The following is a 17,126-nucleotide window of genomic DNA, read 5'->3' as shown; positions in this document are numbered from 1 at the left end:
TAAAATGCTAGAGATGGATAATAATAAAGAATTTAAAATCTTAAGACTAAATAAACAAGAAATTTTAAAAATTGGAGGTTATGGCATTTGCGATAGTTGTAATAGAAGATTAAGCAATGATGGATATATGATTTGTGTTTTATATAGCTGTTATTGTGAAAAATGCTACAAAGAATGGTATAAAGTTGCAATTAACCATAAAGAAGATAGAGAAATTGAAAAAGATGTTTATGAAAATATTAAATCGAAAATAACTAATATTTATTTTTAGTTCTTATTAATAAATATTAGTATATAATATTATACAAAAATATAAAAAAGGTTTTTTTAATGATAATATCTGTTATAAATAAAAAAGGTGGTGTTGGAAAGACTCCTTTTGCTTTTTCAATTGCTAAAGATTTGGAATATTTTTTACAAAGCAATGACAATTCTATTATAGAAAAGATTTATCCTGAAAAAGCAAAAATTTTACCAACTCCAAAAAAAATAGATAATTGCGTTTATGATTTTGGTGGATTTGTAGAAAAAGGGGTATTAGATATTATTAAAGAAAGTAATAAGATTATTATTCCTTGCACGAGTAATTACAATTCTTTACTTAGAACATTGGAAACTTTAAATGAAATAGGTAATGATGATAGAGTTTGTATCTTGGTTACAGATTATAGAGATGAGAAAGAGAAAAGGCAAATTTGTGAAACTCTTGAAAGCAATTTTACAGATTTAAATCTCTTTTTCTTTAAATTTTCAAAGATAATTGAAAATTCTATGAGTAGTGGAGCTTCTTTTACTGAACTTTACAATGAAAACAATCTTTCAAGATTAAGTTATACAAACTTTTTCAATGAATATCAAAGACTTTTAGATTTTATTAGAAAAGGATAAATAATAATGGAAAAAAAACCATTTACAATAGCAGAAGCTTTAAACTCTGAAACAAGCTCTCAAAAAACATATAGTAAAGCTGATAAAAAATCAGCTGGGAGAAAAACTATAGATCAAAAACTAAGAAGAGACAATTTAGTAGTTTGCAGACTTAATGAACAAGAAATGGAAATTTTGAAAAAATTAATGGATTTAGATTTAGTAAGTGAATATGGCACTTATATAAGAAAATTAATCTTAAAAGAGGCACGATCTTTAAATATTAATAGTTAAAAATGTTAAAATATCCTTGCAAAAAACAAAAATTACAAGGATATAAATGAGTAAAAAAACAAAAAGACAAATTGAAGATGAAAAAGATTATGGTGGTCGAAGTTTATTTGATCTAATCGAATTAGAATTTTCACAAGGAGAAGAAAATGAGCAACAAAATAGAGAATTATCCGAACATAGAGAAGTTACAGATAATATTGAACGAACTAGCATTTCATCAAATACACCAAGCGTGGATAGACAAGAAAATTCCGCAATACAGCTTGATAATACTAGAGAGATGGGCAGAGTTTTATCCGAACACAATCAAGAATCTAGGAATGTCAGATCTAATGACACTAGCATTGCCACAAACACAAATGGAATTAGCAGTCTTGGAGAGCAAAGAAGCAGACAAGAAGAGAGAACAGGGGCTAACAGATATGGAGATACTAGCAGAAGAGCAAATAAATCTCAATCAATACATAGCAATAGAACCCCAAATTTATTCTCCTTTATTTCAAGAAATGATGATGAAAGACAAGGAACAGATACAAGAAGAAACAATCAACAATCAGTATTGGAAACTGCAACAAGAAATGATGGATATGAAAGAAGAAGCCTCAAATCTGGACAAAAATTAGATTTTGTAAGCGATGATGAAATCTATCTAGGTTCTTTAAAAGATAGATTTCAAAAAAACCTCCAAGCCATTAAACTTTCAAAAACTATTGAACAAGAAAATCGCTACGCTACCAAACAAGAACAAGAAATTCTAAATAAATTTTCAGGATGGGGCGGTATTCCTCAAGCTTTTGATCATCAGAATAAAGAATGGGAAAAAGAATTTAAAGAACTTATTAGCACACTTGATTATGCAGAATATGAAAAGGCAAAAACTTCAACTTTAGATGCTTTTTACACTCCAAAAATTATTATCGATACAATTTATCAAGGGCTTAATCAGCTAGGATTTAATAATGATGATCACACCAAAGAAATATTTGAGCCAAGTGCAGGTATAGGCTCTTTTTTGTCTTATGCAAAAAATTATAGCGATAAATATCATTTTACTTGCGTAGAGCTTGATACTATAAGTGCAAATATATTAAAGCATTTGCACCCAAATCAAACAATTTATAATAAAGCATTTCAGCACCATTTATTTGATAAGCCATACGATGCTTTTATAGGTAATCCGCCTTTTGGTCAAAAAAAGATTTTAGATTTAAATGATACTACACTTAATAAAACGAGTGTGCATAATTATTTTATTGGTAATGCAATTAAAAATTTAAAAGAAGATGGAATTGCTGCTTTTGTAGTATCAAGTTATTTTTTAGATTCTAAAAATAGCACAATAAGAAATTTTATAGCCGAACAAGCAACATTTTTAGGTGCTGTAAGATTGCCAAATAATGCTTTTAAAAAACGAGCTAATACAGAAGTTACTACCGATATTATCTTTTTTAAAAAAGGTAAAGATTTAAATATAGATAAATCTTGGCTAGAAAGCGTAGAATACTATGACGATCGTTTTGATGAAGCTGAAAAAAGAGGTATGCACCCTGATGTTTTTAATGACTTTAGAATAAATGAGTATTTTAAAAATAATCCACAAAATATCTTAGGAAAAATGAATATTAAAAGCTCTCAATATGGTTATAGTTTAGAATGCTTGGATGATGGAAGAGATTTAAAAATCGCTTTAGAAAATTTTACAAAAACCTTACCTAAAAACATTTATAAATATCAAGAAACAAAAATCAAGCTATCTTATTACAGGATTGATAGAGAATCGCCTGAATACGAAAAATATAGCAAAACTCTAAGTAAGTTAAAAGATGGAAATTATTTTGAATACAATAATGAAATCTACATGAAAATCAGAAGCGATGATGAGTTAGTCTTTTCAAAACCTGTTTTAAATGAACACGATACAAGAAGGATTAAAAAACTCATTGCTCTTAGAGATCAATTTAATACTCTTATTGAATATGAAAAAAATGAATCTAGCGATCTTTTAGTAGAAAATCAAAGAAAATATCTAAACAAGCTTTATGATGAATTTGTAGCCAAAGAAGGATATTTAAATAGAGATGCAAATAAAAAAGCCTTTAGAGAAGATGTAGAAGCAAACAAAATTTTAGCACTAGAAAAAAATTATAGCAGTGGTATTTCAAAAAGTGTAGCTTTAAAAGAAGGTATAGATCCTATTGCACCAAGTGCAACAAAAGCAGATATTTTTTTCAAAAGAACTATAAATGCACAAAAAGAAATTAAAATCTCGACTCCAAAAGAAGCATTAATTGCTAGTATCAATGAATATGGGAGAATTGATTTAAAATTTTTAGAAACGAATTTAAATCAGCCTTTAGAAGAAACCCTTAAATCTTTAGAGCAAGATAAATTAATCTTTAAAGATCACAAAAATCCTGCAAATTATGTTTTGGCTGAAAAATATCTTTCTGGCAATGTTAAAGCAAAGCATAAAGAAGTAAAAAAATTAGTAGAAGATGGCTTTAATGAATTTGTTAATAATTTAGAAAGCTTAGAACAAGTCTTGCCTAAAGATTTAAAAGCGGTTGATATTTCAATAAGCTTAGGGACAACATGGATACCTATAAAATATTACAAACAATTTATAGAAGAAACCTTACAAATTACTCCTAAAGATTATGATTTATTTTTAATGGAAAAAACAGGCGAATGGAGTCTTAAAGGTTTTGGTCATTCTTTAAGTCCTTACATCAGATCACAATATGCTACCGAGAAAATAGGTTGTTTTGATTTATTTGAGCATGGATTATTAAGAAAGCCTATTCGCATTTATGATAAAAAACTAGATCCATCAGGAAAAGAAATCAGAGAATTAAATCCTAAAGAAACTGCAATCGCTAATTCTAAATTAGAAAATTTAAAAAATGAATTTATAGAATGGATTTATAAAGACTATGATAGACGCACAGATTTGGAAAATATCTATAATGAAAGGTTTAATACAAATATAGAACCACTATACAATGGAGAGCATTTAGAACTTCCAAATTTCAATGCTAATATCAAACTCAAAAAACACCAAAAAAATGCTATATATAGGGCTATTCAAGAAAATAGTATTATTTTTGATCATCAAGTAGGTGCTGGAAAAACTTTAGTGGCAATTTGCTCTGTGATGGAGCAAAAAAGAATGGGGCTTTTAAATAAACCCTTAATTGTAGTCCCTAATCATTTAGCAAGACAATGGAATGATGAGTTTTATCACGCCTATACAAATGCAAACATTTTAGTTGCTACAAATGATGATTTAAAAAAAGATAATAGAGAAAAGTTTTTTTCCAAAATTACAACAAATAATTTTGATGCCATCATTATGACACACTCGCAATTTAAATTAATCCCCGCACCTTATGAAGTTATCAAAAAACAATATGAAGAAGATATTAATATCTTAGAACAAACATTAGAAAAAAAACAAAACGATGATAATGTTATGCGATATTCTGTAAAAGACTTAGAAAAACGCATTGAAAATTTTAAGGTGAAATTGAGTGATTTGCAAACTACACATAAAAAATCTAAAGCAATAGATTTTTCAGAATTAGGAATTGATGCATTAATTATTGATGAAGCACACGAGTTTAAAAATTTACTCATTACAACTTCAATGGGTGATATAAGTGGTCTTGGCAATTTAAAAGGCTCACAAAAAGCCTATGATCTTTATTCTAAAACACAATATATTCACGAGCAAAATAAAAAACTCTATTTTTTAACAGGAACGCCTATAAGCAATTCAATTACAGAGCTTTATACTTTGCAAAGATACATACAACCAAATATCTTAAAAGAAAAAGGGATACAAGCTTTTGATTCTTGGGCTTCTACTTTTGGAGAAGTTACAAACGCTTGGGAGCTTGATAGTTCTGGAATAAATTATAAAATCGTTGCAAGATTTAACAAATTCAAAAATGTTCCTGAACTTTCTACCATGTATAAAAGTGTGGCTGATATTGTAACAAATAATGATATTATGAAATATCAAAAAGATTTCGTGCCAAAGCTTTACAATGACAAACCTATTAATATCGTTGCTCCTAGAAGTGAAGAAATAGCAGAATTTATAGGCATTCAAGATGAAAATGGAAGATGGAATGAAGGCTCTATTGTGTGGAGAATGGAGCATCAACAAGATGATATTACTAGAAATAACTTACTTGCTTGTACCACAGATGCTAGAAAAGCTGGACTTGATTTTAGACTTATTAATCCACATTGTGATGATTATGCAAATTCTAAAATTAATAAGCTTATTGAAAATGTTTTTAATGAGTATAATGCTTGGAATGATGATAAAGGCACACAATTAATATTTTGTGATTTATCCACTCCAAAACAACACTCACAAAAAGTTGCTCTAAATGGCAATATTGCTACACCAAATTTAAATAAAGAAGAATTTGTCAATATTAATGAAACAATAGAACAAACAGAAGAAGAGAATAGCAAAAGCCTTGATGAACTCTTAGCAGAACAAGCAAAATTTGATGTATATACTGATATCTTAAAAAAACTTGTCGCAAAAGGTATTCCACAAAATGAAATTCGTTTCATTCACGATGCAAAAACAGACTTACAAAAAGGACAGCTTTTTGCAGATATGAACTCAGGAAAGGCTAGAATTTTAATTGGATCAACGCAAAAAATGGGTGCTGGAACAAATGTGCAAAAAAGAATTGTAGCCTTGCACCATTTAGATTGTCCTTGGCGTCCTAGTGATTTAGAGCAAAGAAGTGGTAGGGTAATAAGACAAGGCAATGAACTCTTTATGAGAGATCCACAAAACTTTAGAGTAAAAGAGTTTAGATATGCAACTGAAAGAACCTATGATGCTAGAATGTGGCAAGTCATTGAAAGCAAAGCAAGATCCATAGAACAATTTAGAAAAGCTGGTGCTGATGTAAGAACCTTAGAAGATGTTACAAGTGGTGCAGCTGATGCTGCAGAAATGAAAGCAGAAGCAACAGGCAATCCACTCATTTTACTACAGGTGCAATTAAATAGTGATCTAAGACAAGAAGAAATGCTTTATAGTGGTTATAAAAGACAAATACACAATAATGAAGAAAGTCTTATAACTAATCTTTCAAAGATTGAACTACTAAAAAAAGATATAGCTAAAATGGAAATTTTAAATTCAATCATTAAAGAAAATAATAGTGAGCATTTTCAAGGAAAGTATTACATTAATGATGATGAAAAAGATTTCATTGTCTTTAAAAATGATACGAGTGATCTAAACAAAAGCAGACAAGCAGAACTTGAAAGAAATTTTGAAAAGATTGTTAAAACAATAGCTGATGACTATCAAAAAGAATATAAGATTTTAGAGTTTAAAGGACTGCTTATAAGTGGAGAAAGAACAGATTTAAACACTCTTAATTTTTATGTGAGTACTACTGATGGTAAAACAATAATGGAGCCTGAAAATTTGATTTATAAAAGAGATGAAAAAACCTTTTTTAAATTGGAAAGTTATGTAAATTTTGGTGGTTTTGTAAAGAGATTAAACAATTTTTATAATGACTTAGAAAAATTTACTCAACTCAATAAAAATAAGATAGAAAATCTTGAAAAAGAAATTGTGGAGCTAAAAAGCATTACAGGGGATAACACTCCAAAATACAAAAGAAAGGATTATTTAGAAGCATTAAGAGAAGATAATCGCATTGTTATGGATGAAATAGAAAAAATGAGTAAGCAAAAAAACTACAAAAGTGATTTTGTGCCAAAATCTGCAAAGATTTTAGAAGATTTAAATAAAAACAATAATATTCAAAAAGAATATGATATTAAAATTAATTAGTAAAAGGCAATTGCCTTTTACTTTAATAAATAAACAATCCAAACAGCCAATGCTATCGAAACAAAAGACACAAGCTTAACTATTGCACGAAGGATATTATTCTTGCTTTTTTCTTTATAGCAATCTTCTTTATAAATTTTTAATAACTTATCATCACCTTCTTTTAGATATTTTAAATTTGCTAATTGATTACACATATCAAAAATACGAACTTCTTGAATATAATCAAAATCTTTTCTTATTTTTAAATCACTGATCCTATCTATACTAAAACCTGTATTATTTTCATTAAATATGAAACCTAAATTTTTATACAACTTATCCCTTCTTATACGATTCTTACAACTCTCTTCGTTTTCATCATTTCCTTTACTCAATATATCATGAAATTCTGCCTCTGGAACATAACTTAAAGCGATTTCTAATATTTTATTTATCACAAATGTTCCTATGCCTAGAGATTTATAATTATGATCAATCTCTACACAAGAACTAAAGCTCCAATAATTACTATATTTCAACTTCCAAAAATTTCTTTTATCATCATTTTTAAAAACACCTGATTCATTTTTCAAATATTGATAGTCTATAATTGCATATATTTCAACATAATAAAATTTTTGATTTTCTTCAAATGCTTTTATTTCAAAATCTAATTTAAAACAAGCTTCTTTTTCATTTTTCTTGCAAATATAAAATTTGCTAGTATAAACTTCTTGTTTCATATTTTATTCCTTCTTTTATAAATTATCCATCTCTTTCAATCTCATTATTCCTAGCACTTGTCCATCGCAAGATATTATCGGATCGTCCTCGCTCTCCTTGCTGTAACTGATTGAGTGCATTGATGTGCAAAAGCATTTGAGTTCGTTTTGTGTTATGAACCATAGGCTGTTTGGACAATATTCGCATAGAGTTTCTTTCTTGGGCAGTTTCTCTTCGGATAGTTGATTTATTACCGAGCTCTTGTAAGACTCTCTGTCTATATTGTTTTGTATAATCTCTCTCATTATTCACTCCTTTATCTTGTATAATTTTATATTTTTTTGTTGTTTTGGCTTTGTTGATCTGTTTTAAATCTTTCTCTCTACCTATTACTGATACTTCCCAAATAGGTTTTTTAAGTGTTTTAACAATTTCTTGCCACTTGTTATTAATTTTTGCCTTTCTTTTTATCTCATATTCTTCTTGCCCTACTATTTTAAATCTTGCATATTCACCCCTTAAAACTTTATTTTCTCTTACAACCCTTTCTAAATCTTGTCCCCAAATTGTAGTTATTCCTTTTTTGGTTTTATAACTCACATAATAACTTTTTTTGGCATTTTTATCTGTGCTAAATTGATAGTTTGCTTCTCCGAAATCCATAACTTGATAATAATGCATTTTTATTTTTGGTGCTTGATTAATCTCATTATTTGTATTTAATTTAACTGAAAATTCTTGATTTATTTCTACTTCTCTTTGCTTTTTATTTGTAGCCTTTGCTTCAACTCCTAACTCATTTAATGCTTTTGCAAATTCTGCTCTTAAATTTGCTAAATCTGCTTTTTTTGGATTAATTCTTTTGCCATTTTTATCCGCAACTTTCAAGCAAACATGGCAATGCGGATTATCAGTATCATTATGAAAAGCAACTACAAAAAAATTATTTGGATACATTCTTTTTAAAGTAGTAATTACAGCTTGTTGTAATTTTTCTTTTGGTGTTGTAGAGTGTTCTTTCATAGAAAAAACCATATTAATAGTATGTCTTTTTTCTTTAGCACCTTCCTTATATAATGGAATAGGAGCTCCTTCATTTTTGAAAATTCTTTTAACTTCTAAAATCTCATCTTCTCCCGCATATCTATCAAAATCGTTTGTGATTAATTCTACATTTCCATCACGAGAAATATAATCAAGATGTTTTGAAAGTGCTTGAGAATTTTTAGAACCTGAAGTAATTTTTACAACGACTTCTGTATTTTTTCTAAACATATTTTTACTAATAAGCTTACCTGTTTTTATATCTTTTGTGTATTTATCTCTATTTTTATTGATGTAATTTAGTGGTAGCTTTGAAGCATTTTCTATTTTAGTAAAAACTTTTTTAGCAATTATTTCATCATCAAATATTCTTATACTACGCGACATTAAATTCTTTCATTATTTTTTTCTATTATAGCCCCAAGCTGATCGGATAATATATCAATTTTATCTCTAATATTATCCATAGTTTTATTTAAATTATTTTCATTTATTTTGACAGAATTTCCACTTCTAAGAATCTTCAATAATTGATATATATTTTTACCTATTGCATTGATTTCTGTTCTTGTTTTTATAAACTCATCTATTTCTATATTAGTAAAAAGTTTTTCATTTTTTATGGAGTTTAATAGCAAAAATTTTGCTTGTTTTGTAATACTTGAAAATCCTGTATTTTTAGAAATTTCTTTTAAAATATTTACTTCATTTTCTGTAAGTTTTAGTTTGATTATTTTATTTTCATCACTTGCATAAAATTTATTTTTAGATATTTCATCATTGATTTTATTCTTCTCATCTGTATCACAAGAATTAAACTTTTTTAATAAAATAGATATTATTTTACTATATGATGCATTTGTTTCTGATTTTATATATTCTAAAATTATTTTATCATCTTTGCTAACTTTTATGACGCAATTATTGTTTTTATTCATTTGCACTTCCTTAATGAGCCTCGCAGAGTTTTTGCCTTTTATTTTTTAAAAAGGTAACTTTTTAGGAAATAAAAGGCTATCCTGCAATCATTAAATTATTTCAATTAATCGCTATTCTACATTATTAAGCTTTATAAAACATTAAGACTACTTTGCGATAATACATTTACATAAATATTATAAAGGAGATGTTATGCTTAAAGAAAGCAAATTGATAGAAGAATTAAAGCGTGAGTATGATGAAAAATTAAAAAAATTACGCCAAAAAGAAAAAGAAAATAAAGAGCGTATATATAAAAAACTTTCATCGGCACTATTTAAAGATTTTGAAATAAATGAAGATTTTAAAAATGAATTTAATTTATTGGTAGAAAAGTTTGATTGTAAAAATACTAAAAATATCTTAGATAAAATAAATAACTTATATGATTTTAATCATAGAAACGATAAAATAGATACTGCAAAAAAACAATAAAACAAAACTTATCATAGGAGAATAAAAATGGAAAAAGATTACAAGATAAAAGTTACAAATGTAAGCGAACTTAATGAGCAATATAAAGAAGCTATACAAGAGGGAACTTATGAAGGTGAAGATGTAAATAAATTTTTTAATACAATAAAAACTTTTGATATTGCAGAAAGTTTATTAAAAAAAGATTTTTCAAATCAATATATTAAATTTGATATTATTACTGATAAAGAAAAAATACCATTAAATATAAGACTTGGTGATAAAAATTTTGAAAAAGGTATCGAACATTTAATTAATATTGGTAGTTCTAAAATATCTAAAGAAAATATAAATCCTGAAATAAAAAAAGATCTCAATAATCAACTTGGAACTTATAAACCAAAAGTATATGATGAAATGCTAGATGGAACTTTTAAGGCTTTAAAAAATTTATCTGAAGTAGCTAATAAAGATATAGGAGTAATGATATCAGAATTTGCAAATTCTTATTCAGAAACTAGAGAAAAATTTGAAAAAAAACAAATTAATAAAAAATCATTTTTTAAAGAAAAAATGAATGAATTTTTCAAAAAAAAACTAAATAAAATTTTACCAAATAAAGAAATCAGCAATGAAAAAACATATTCTCGATCAAGATAAAGAAATCAAAAGGATATGCAATGCCACAAAAAAGAATTTATCTTTATGTTCCATTTAAAGACAAAGAAAAAGCAAAATCATTAGGGGCAATGTGGGATGATAAAGAAAAAAAATGGTTTGCTCCAAAAACCTTAGATAAAAATATTTTCTCACAATGGCTTTATCCACACCAAAAAAAAGAATTTTCATTTGATGAAAATGAAGTCTTAACAGCTTTTAAATCTGCTTTAGAAAATCAAGGTTTAATTATTGAAGGCTTACCTATCATGGATGGTAAAATTCATAGAGTAAAAACTACTAATGATAAAGGTAGAGAATTAAGCGGTGCCTATAGCGGTTTTTTAGACGATTATCCTGCAGGGTTTATGCAAAATTTTAAAACAGGCATTAAAGAAAATTGGAAAATGCCCATAGAAAAAAATCAAAGCAATAATATAAAAAATTCTCAAAAATTACATGAGCAAATAAAAAAAGATCAAGAGCTTAGAGAAAAAGAGATTTTAACTTTGCAAGAAAAAACCGCTTTAAAACTTGAAGATGAGTATAATAATGCAAAATGGGCTAATTCTAATCACGCTTATTTAAAGAAAAAAGGCTTTGATGAAAACTTTTATCTTAAACAGGATAAAATGGGTTCTTTGCTTATTCCTTTAAAAGACGAGAATGGAAAATTATGGTCTGTGCAAAGAATATTTCCAAATGGAGATAAGATCATAGGAGTCATTAAAACTCAAGAAGAAAAAGATCAAGGCGTAGAATATCTTGCAAAAAAACAAGGTTGCTTTCATATAATAGGTGCAAAAAGCTTGGAACATTGCAAAGAATTTATCATAACAGAAGGCTTTGCTACTGCTGCAACTATATACAAGGCACTTAATAAGCCTGTGATAATGGGTGTTGATGCTGGAAATTTATCGAAAATTGTTGAAACCCTAAAAAACAAATTTGAAAATACTCCTATAACTTTAATAGCAGATAATGATAAAAAAAGAGAATTGAAAGGTCTTTCTAATGTCGGCGTGGAAACTGCAAAAGAAATTCAGCAAAGATTTTCAGATATTAAAGTTATTATTCCAAAAATCAGCGATCAAGAAGCAGGACAAGGCGTGAGTGATTTTAATGATATCTTCTTAAACAAAGGACTTGATGAAGTCAAAAAACAATTAAATTTTATTGATTTTCATAACAAGCTTAAAGCTTTTAAATCTATGGAAAAAACACAACCTGAAAAAGAGATAACTAGATAATAATAGTTACTCTTTGTAATTATAATATATAATAATATATAAAAAATATTTTTTATATATTATTAGTTAATAATAGTATATTATAATTACTATAAATATACAAAAAAAGGATTAAAAATGAAAAATACAATCAAACTAGCTTTATTGGGTGCAGTTATTACTGGTGTCTTTTCTGCTTGCTCTTCAGAGCCAAAAACAGTGCAATATTACGAAGATCCAAAAAATGCTACAGAATTAGAAGCTAAAATCAAAGAATGCGATAAAAATGCTAATTCTGCGAAAACTGATACAGAATGTGCAAATGCTTACAAGGCAAGATACTCTAAGTCGTTACAAAATTTTCATAATGAAGCCATTTCTGATGAAGAAGCTGCAAAATATTTAAAAAAGAAATAACAAATAAATTTTAGTTCTGATTCTTTTTCAAAAAACAAAAGTAAAAAATATTAAATATTAGGGCTCTTATTCTTTTAAAATAATGCCTTAATATTTAAATGAACTCTTCTCTTTTATTACTTTTTAAAATCTCTTTGTATTTTCTCAAACCTTTACAAATATGAAATAAACCTATCATTCCAATGATAAAAATCACAGACATTAAAAAACAATCTTGAAAGAAAACAGCAATATTTTCATAAATGAAAAATTCAAAAACAAGAAATAAAAAACTTAAAAAAGTTACAATTAACATAATTGTTAAATCGAAATACAGCTTTTCTAGGGTGTTAAGTCTAGCATAATCTAAATATTTAATAATTTTACACATTCTTTCACCTCTGCTTCCCATGCTTATTTTCTATTAAAACATTATATCATAATTTCCATTTCTATCAGCAACACTTTCTATTTGGAGTTTTTTAAAATAAAAGTTCAAAAATTTTAATTTTTGATTTACCTTATTTAATATTATAGAATTTAATAAATTTAAGAATTTAGAAGTCATTACATTTAAGTCAATTGTTTTTTTAAAGTCCCTATTTTCCATATGTTATTTTCGTAAAAATGTCAAAAATTATTACATTTAAGTCAAAAATTATTACATTTAAGTCAATTTTATTTGAAAATAAGAGGAGCATTTAGCAATTTTTGTTGACTTTAATGTAAGTGTATATTACATTTAAGTCAATCTTATTTGAAAAAATTCTAAAATTGCTGCCTATTGACATAGATGTGATACTTTGATATAATTTATTTCGAAGATTAAAATATTTGTTACATTTAAGTCAATCTTATCATCTTTTAATAGAAGGAATCAAGATGCTATTAAATATTATTATTGAAAAAGATCAGGATGGATATTTTGCACGCATTTTAGAGCTTGAAGGTTGTGTTTCGCAGGGAAATACTTATGAAGAAGCTTTAGTCAATATAAAAGAAGCAGGAGAGCTTTATTTAGAAAGTCTTGCAAATGAAGAAAAAAGAATTATTGAAAATAAGACAACTTCAATTATTCCAATGGTTTTAGCAAATGCCTGAATTGCCTAGAATGACTGCAAAAGAAGCGGAAAAGCTTTTATTGCAAAATGATTTTTCGATTGATAGGCAAAAAGGCAGCCATAGAATCTATAAAAAAGGACTTTATAGAATGGTTATTCCTCACCATAGTGGAGAAATATTGCACCCTAAAATCATAAAACAACTATTTGAGATCATAGAAGTAGCAAAGGATTAAAAAATGCCAAAAAGAAATACTATTGAAACTATTACACTCGGACTTTTTAGCGATGAAGATGTTTCTATAATCTGCGAAGATACGATTAAATTAGAAAGGGGTTCTGTAGCTGTATTAAGTGGCAATAGTGAAGTAGGCAAGTCTTTTTTAGCTTTAAAGGTATGTGCTAATGCTATTAATGATGGCTTAAAACCTTTTTTTTGGAGCGTAGAAGATAAAAATAAAGCGATTTTAGAACGCATAAAAAATATTGAAAGTTTTTATTCTTTTAATACTGCGGAACTTGAATTTTCAAATGAACTCCCAAAAATCAATAAAGAACCTATAAATTGTTTAAAAGAAGAGCTTAATGAGTTAGCAGATTGTGATTTAATTGTTCTTGATACCTTTAGTGCATTTTTCTCAACATTAGGTTTTAAAGATCAAAACAATCAAAACGATGTGCAAAATTTCTTTAATATTCTAACAGATATAGCAAAATCAAATAATCAAGCTATCTTATTACTTCATCACTTAGACAAAAAAGGCGAAAGTCTTATGGGTAGCTCTGTTATTATCAATGCTCCTAGACTTGTTTATAAACTTTCGTTCGAAAAGGGAGAAGATAAAAATTCTACCACCTATCGCTTGCTTGAGGTGCTAAAGGATAATAATAATATCAATGCTGGAGAATTTCAAAAAACGATTAAAGTATTGCAAAATTCTAGTATTGATGAGCCTTCAATTGTAAATCTTAGGGCTAACAGCATTGATTCTAATACTTTGGAGATTATCAATAAAAAAGATATTTCTGCTGTAAGTGTTAATGAATTAGCAAAAGGCTATGTAACAATGAATGAAAATAGAGGTGTTTTTTATTTAAGCTCACGAAAGCTTACAGACACTAATTTTTATAAAGTATTTAAAGAAAATGATAATAAAATAGATTTTAAAATGACAGGTGCGAATGGCTCATCATATGCCATAAGTTTAAAGAACTCTTTGCTTACGCAAACTCATAGGAATATTTTAGATGCTTTATTTTTATATATCAAAAAAAATGTGGATACAAGTGTTATTAAAAAATATCAAGAAAATTTTTGGGATATGGAAGTAAGATTAGAGCCCTATAAATTCTTAAAACAATATCTTAATAAAAATTCTAATAATTATTCTTGGTTAAAACAAAAATTTACAGAAATCTCTCGTTTTGCATATGATTTGGCTTTCACTCAAAATGTAGAAGATAAAGATAAAAAAACAATCACTCAAAGAGATAAAGGCATTTTAATGTTTGACTCTGTAGAGCGTATCACAAAAGAAAATGGAACAATTGTATCTGTATTCGTGCTAACAGTTCGTAGGGAATATATTAAAAAACTCGAAACAGAATCCACTCTTTCTTATGATGATGATTTATCAAAGATTCTTATTAATTTAAATTCTTTAGTCGCACAAGATTTGATTAGATTTTTAACAAGTTTCCCTGATAAAAAAATTCTTAGTTATAGTGAGTTTTGCGAGATTAAGGCATATAAATTTTATAAAGAAAATTCTATCATTTCAAGACAAAAAAAAGAAATCATTAAATTAAAAGACAAACTTATAGAGTTTGGTATCAATATCTATGGCAAAGGCGTAGAATTTGCTGATTATGATGATGAATTTTTTCATAATAAGTATAAAAATGAAAATGATTTATTTTTCATCTATCAAAGCAATAATAAGGTAAAAAGATATATTAAGCGTGATGATCCAATGAATCAACTAAACACCAAAGACAATAAATTTCTTTTACAAAAGTCCTTATTTGGTTGATGATATGTGATTTTGGAATATTAAACTTAATTTTATATAATTAAAATACTTCTTTGCATTTGATTAATTGTTCGTTAAATTTTATTACAAAATTTTTTATATTTCACTTAAATAAAAAATTTATTTTTGTTTTAATTTTCGTTTTTTAATAAACCATAATAGCCCATCGTAAGTTTTTCCACTATCTTTATAAAATAATTTCCAAATGCTTCTGATAGATAAATCTTTATCAAGCAAAGTTTGTATTTTATCTATATCCTTATCATAAATACTATTTAATGACCCTTTCGGGCGTCCTAGTTTTTTACCACTAGCCTTAGCATTTTCAAGTCCTGCTTTTGTTCTTTGGCTGATCAGATCCCTTTCATTTTCCGCCAAGTAAGCATAAATTGACAGAATGAGTTTTGAAGAAGGATTGTTAAAATTGCTGAGTTCTCTTTGTCTTAAAAATAGAAAATTAATATTATTTGCATTAAATTCAAGAACCAAATTAATTATTTCTAGCATACTTCTACCAAGTCTTGAAAGTTCTGTCGCTATTAATAAATCGCCTGATTGTAATCTTTGTTTTAAATCCTTGATTTTTCGTTTTTCTTGAGATTTTGTAGAGCTTATTTTTACTTCTAAAATTTCATCTAAAATGATATTGTTTTTATGACAATATTCCATAATTTCTAACTTTTGAGAATCTAATTCTTGTTTATTTGTTGATACTCTAATATATGCTATATTCATCGTTCTAAATCTTTTAACTTTTGATTTTTTGGTGTTTTTTGAGTAAATTCTTTAAATTTGCCATGAAAATCCTTATTGTAACCAGCTTGTTTATTAATTTCTTTGATACATAGATTTTGTATAGTATCTTTTAAGCTGTATTGCTCTCCTATTTCAGTAATATCAAATTCTTTAACACATTCGCCAAACCAAGTAAATTTTTTAGCAAGTTTAGTAACTATTCTAGCAACTCGTCTTTCATCTATTGGTTCTTTTGAAGTATAACCTGAATATTGTCTATGCTCAAAACCATTTTCGAGCATAAATTTTTTAATCAAAGAATAGGGTTCTCTTGTGTCTTTAAAATATTTTTCAAGACTTTTTGTAGATAAATCAAAATTAATTGCTTTGCGATTTATTCCCAAATTCCTTCTCCTTCGGCTTTACTTGCAGAAATCAAATCGCTATTTCCTTCTTTTTCACTAATCCAAATCCATTCTTTTGCATTTTTTGTAAACCATTCAGAATCAATCAAATATTTATATATAAATAAAGTCATACAACCTAAATCATACTTATCCCCTTTACAATGATAAGTTTCTTTATTAATTTTTATCATTCCTGATTCTTTAGCATATTCATCTATCATTTTATACATATCTTCTAAATTATATTTGCCTTCTTTTAAAATCTTTTCTTCATCTAATACTATTCTTGTACCTAAAAGTGGGTATGCCATTTTTTTATCCTTTCATCAAAAACCTAACAAATTCTAGTAAAAAATAGCTAATACTTAAATAAAAGCTTTTGAATAATATTAATCTAATTACAAAACAAAAATTAAATTATTTTTTTAACTAATAATAAAACTAAAATTTAACGAACAATT

Annotated in this window: 18 protein-coding genes; 11 read left to right on the top strand and 7 right to left on the bottom strand. The window is 26.8% G+C overall.

What is annotated here, in order from left to right:
* Positions 1-4: 4 nt before the first annotated feature.
* The 4 genes from FBF02_RS08835 to FBF02_RS08820 are packed head-to-tail and all read left to right on the top strand — an operon-like array spanning position 5 to position 7,006.
* Positions 5-271 carry a hypothetical protein gene (locus FBF02_RS08835; protein ID WP_002779704.1) on the top strand — a complete coding sequence of 89 codons (267 nt, stop codon included), beginning with the start codon at positions 5-7 and terminating at the stop codon, positions 269-271.
* A 59-nt stretch (positions 272-330) separates the two neighbouring features.
* Complete coding sequence (locus tag FBF02_RS08830; protein WP_002934569.1) at positions 331-888, top strand: hypothetical protein; 558 nt, start codon at positions 331-333, stop codon at positions 886-888.
* 6 nt (positions 889-894) lie between these two features.
* Positions 895-1,161, top strand: a complete 267-nt coding sequence (locus FBF02_RS08825; protein ID WP_002934570.1) for a hypothetical protein — start codon at positions 895-897, stop codon at positions 1,159-1,161.
* A 46-nt stretch (positions 1,162-1,207) separates the two neighbouring features.
* Entirely contained in the window at positions 1,208-7,006 is a 5,799-nt protein-coding gene (locus FBF02_RS08820; RefSeq protein WP_168940585.1) for an SNF2-related protein, read from the top strand.
* Between the two features lie 17 nt (positions 7,007-7,023).
* Here the strand turns inward: FBF02_RS08820 and FBF02_RS08815 are convergent, their stop codons facing one another.
* From FBF02_RS08815 to FBF02_RS08805, 3 genes are read right to left on the bottom strand one after another with little or no spacing between them, the layout of a single operon-like run.
* On the bottom strand, positions 7,024-7,731 hold the full coding sequence (locus tag FBF02_RS08815) for a hypothetical protein (protein WP_052862159.1): 708 nt from the start codon (positions 7,729-7,731) through the stop codon (positions 7,024-7,026).
* 22 nt (positions 7,732-7,753) lie between these two features.
* Complete coding sequence (gene mobP1 / locus FBF02_RS08810; RefSeq protein WP_085783210.1) at positions 7,754-9,142, bottom strand: MobP1 family relaxase; 1,389 nt, start codon at positions 9,140-9,142, stop codon at positions 7,754-7,756.
* The gene (locus tag FBF02_RS08805; RefSeq protein ID WP_032581268.1) at positions 9,142-9,693 is read right to left on the bottom strand and encodes a hypothetical protein; all 552 of its coding nucleotides are present in this window, start codon (positions 9,691-9,693) and stop codon (positions 9,142-9,144) included. The genes mobP1 and FBF02_RS08805 overlap by 1 nt, the downstream gene beginning before the upstream one ends.
* 193 nt (positions 9,694-9,886) lie before the next feature.
* Here FBF02_RS08805 and FBF02_RS08800 point away from each other — a divergent pair, with 193 nt between their 5' ends.
* The 4 genes from FBF02_RS08800 (at position 9,887) to FBF02_RS08785 (ending at position 12,450) form a co-directional block, all read left to right on the top strand.
* Positions 9,887-10,168, top strand: a complete 282-nt coding sequence (locus tag FBF02_RS08800) for a hypothetical protein (protein ID WP_002779778.1) — start codon at positions 9,887-9,889, stop codon at positions 10,166-10,168.
* Positions 10,169-10,195: 27 nt separating this feature from the next.
* Positions 10,196-10,807, top strand: coding sequence for an NTPase (locus FBF02_RS08795; protein ID WP_168940584.1), 612 nt, complete (start codon positions 10,196-10,198; stop codon positions 10,805-10,807).
* 20 nt (positions 10,808-10,827) lie between these two features.
* Positions 10,828-12,054, top strand: a complete 1,227-nt coding sequence (locus FBF02_RS08790) for a DUF5710 domain-containing protein (protein ID WP_158191622.1) — start codon at positions 10,828-10,830, stop codon at positions 12,052-12,054.
* A gap of 117 nt (positions 12,055-12,171) precedes the next feature.
* A complete protein-coding gene (locus tag FBF02_RS08785) occupies positions 12,172-12,450 on the top strand; it encodes an EexN family lipoprotein (RefSeq protein WP_043012953.1) in 279 nt (92 codons plus the stop codon).
* A gap of 94 nt (positions 12,451-12,544) precedes the next feature.
* Here the strand turns inward: FBF02_RS08785 and FBF02_RS08780 are convergent, their stop codons facing one another.
* Positions 12,545-12,820 carry a hypothetical protein gene (locus tag FBF02_RS08780; protein WP_014517324.1) on the bottom strand — a complete coding sequence of 92 codons (276 nt, stop codon included), beginning with the start codon at positions 12,818-12,820 and terminating at the stop codon, positions 12,545-12,547.
* 491 nt (positions 12,821-13,311) lie between these two features.
* Between FBF02_RS08780 and FBF02_RS08775 the strand changes: the two genes are divergently transcribed.
* From FBF02_RS08775 to FBF02_RS08765, 3 genes are read left to right on the top strand one after another with little or no spacing between them, the layout of a single operon-like run.
* On the top strand, positions 13,312-13,530 hold the full coding sequence (locus tag FBF02_RS08775) for a type II toxin-antitoxin system HicB family antitoxin (RefSeq protein ID WP_002801148.1): 219 nt from the start codon (positions 13,312-13,314) through the stop codon (positions 13,528-13,530).
* Positions 13,523-13,726 (top strand): type II toxin-antitoxin system HicA family toxin, encoded by a 204-nt coding sequence (locus FBF02_RS08770; protein WP_002790340.1) that lies wholly within the window; start codon positions 13,523-13,525, stop codon positions 13,724-13,726. The genes FBF02_RS08775 and FBF02_RS08770 overlap by 8 nt, the downstream gene beginning before the upstream one ends.
* Before the next feature lie 3 nt (positions 13,727-13,729).
* Positions 13,730-15,523: an AAA family ATPase gene (locus tag FBF02_RS08765; protein WP_002935007.1), complete on the top strand. Its 1,794-nt coding sequence runs from the start codon at positions 13,730-13,732 to the stop codon at positions 15,521-15,523.
* Between the two features lie 120 nt (positions 15,524-15,643).
* Here FBF02_RS08765 and FBF02_RS08760 read toward each other — a convergent pair whose 3' ends face one another.
* From FBF02_RS08760 to FBF02_RS08750, 3 genes are read right to left on the bottom strand one after another with little or no spacing between them, the layout of a single operon-like run.
* Positions 15,644-16,258, bottom strand: coding sequence for a recombinase family protein (locus FBF02_RS08760; RefSeq protein ID WP_002803413.1), 615 nt, complete (start codon positions 16,256-16,258; stop codon positions 15,644-15,646).
* Entirely contained in the window at positions 16,255-16,662 is a 408-nt protein-coding gene (gene vapD, locus FBF02_RS08755) for a VapD family protein (RefSeq protein WP_002801138.1), read from the bottom strand. The genes FBF02_RS08760 and vapD overlap by 4 nt, the downstream gene beginning before the upstream one ends.
* A complete protein-coding gene (locus FBF02_RS08750) occupies positions 16,653-16,976 on the bottom strand; it encodes a hypothetical protein (RefSeq protein ID WP_002809052.1) in 324 nt (107 codons plus the stop codon). The genes vapD and FBF02_RS08750 overlap by 10 nt, the downstream gene beginning before the upstream one ends.
* Between the last annotated feature and the right edge of the window lie 150 nt (positions 16,977-17,126).

It is taken from the genome of Campylobacter sp. CFSAN093226, assembly GCF_012897595.1.
Taxonomy (GTDB): Bacteria; Campylobacterota; Campylobacteria; order Campylobacterales; family Campylobacteraceae; genus Campylobacter_D; species Campylobacter_D jejuni.
Note: the sequence above shows the minus strand (reverse complement) of the source record. Positions and strands in the feature narration are given on the sequence as shown.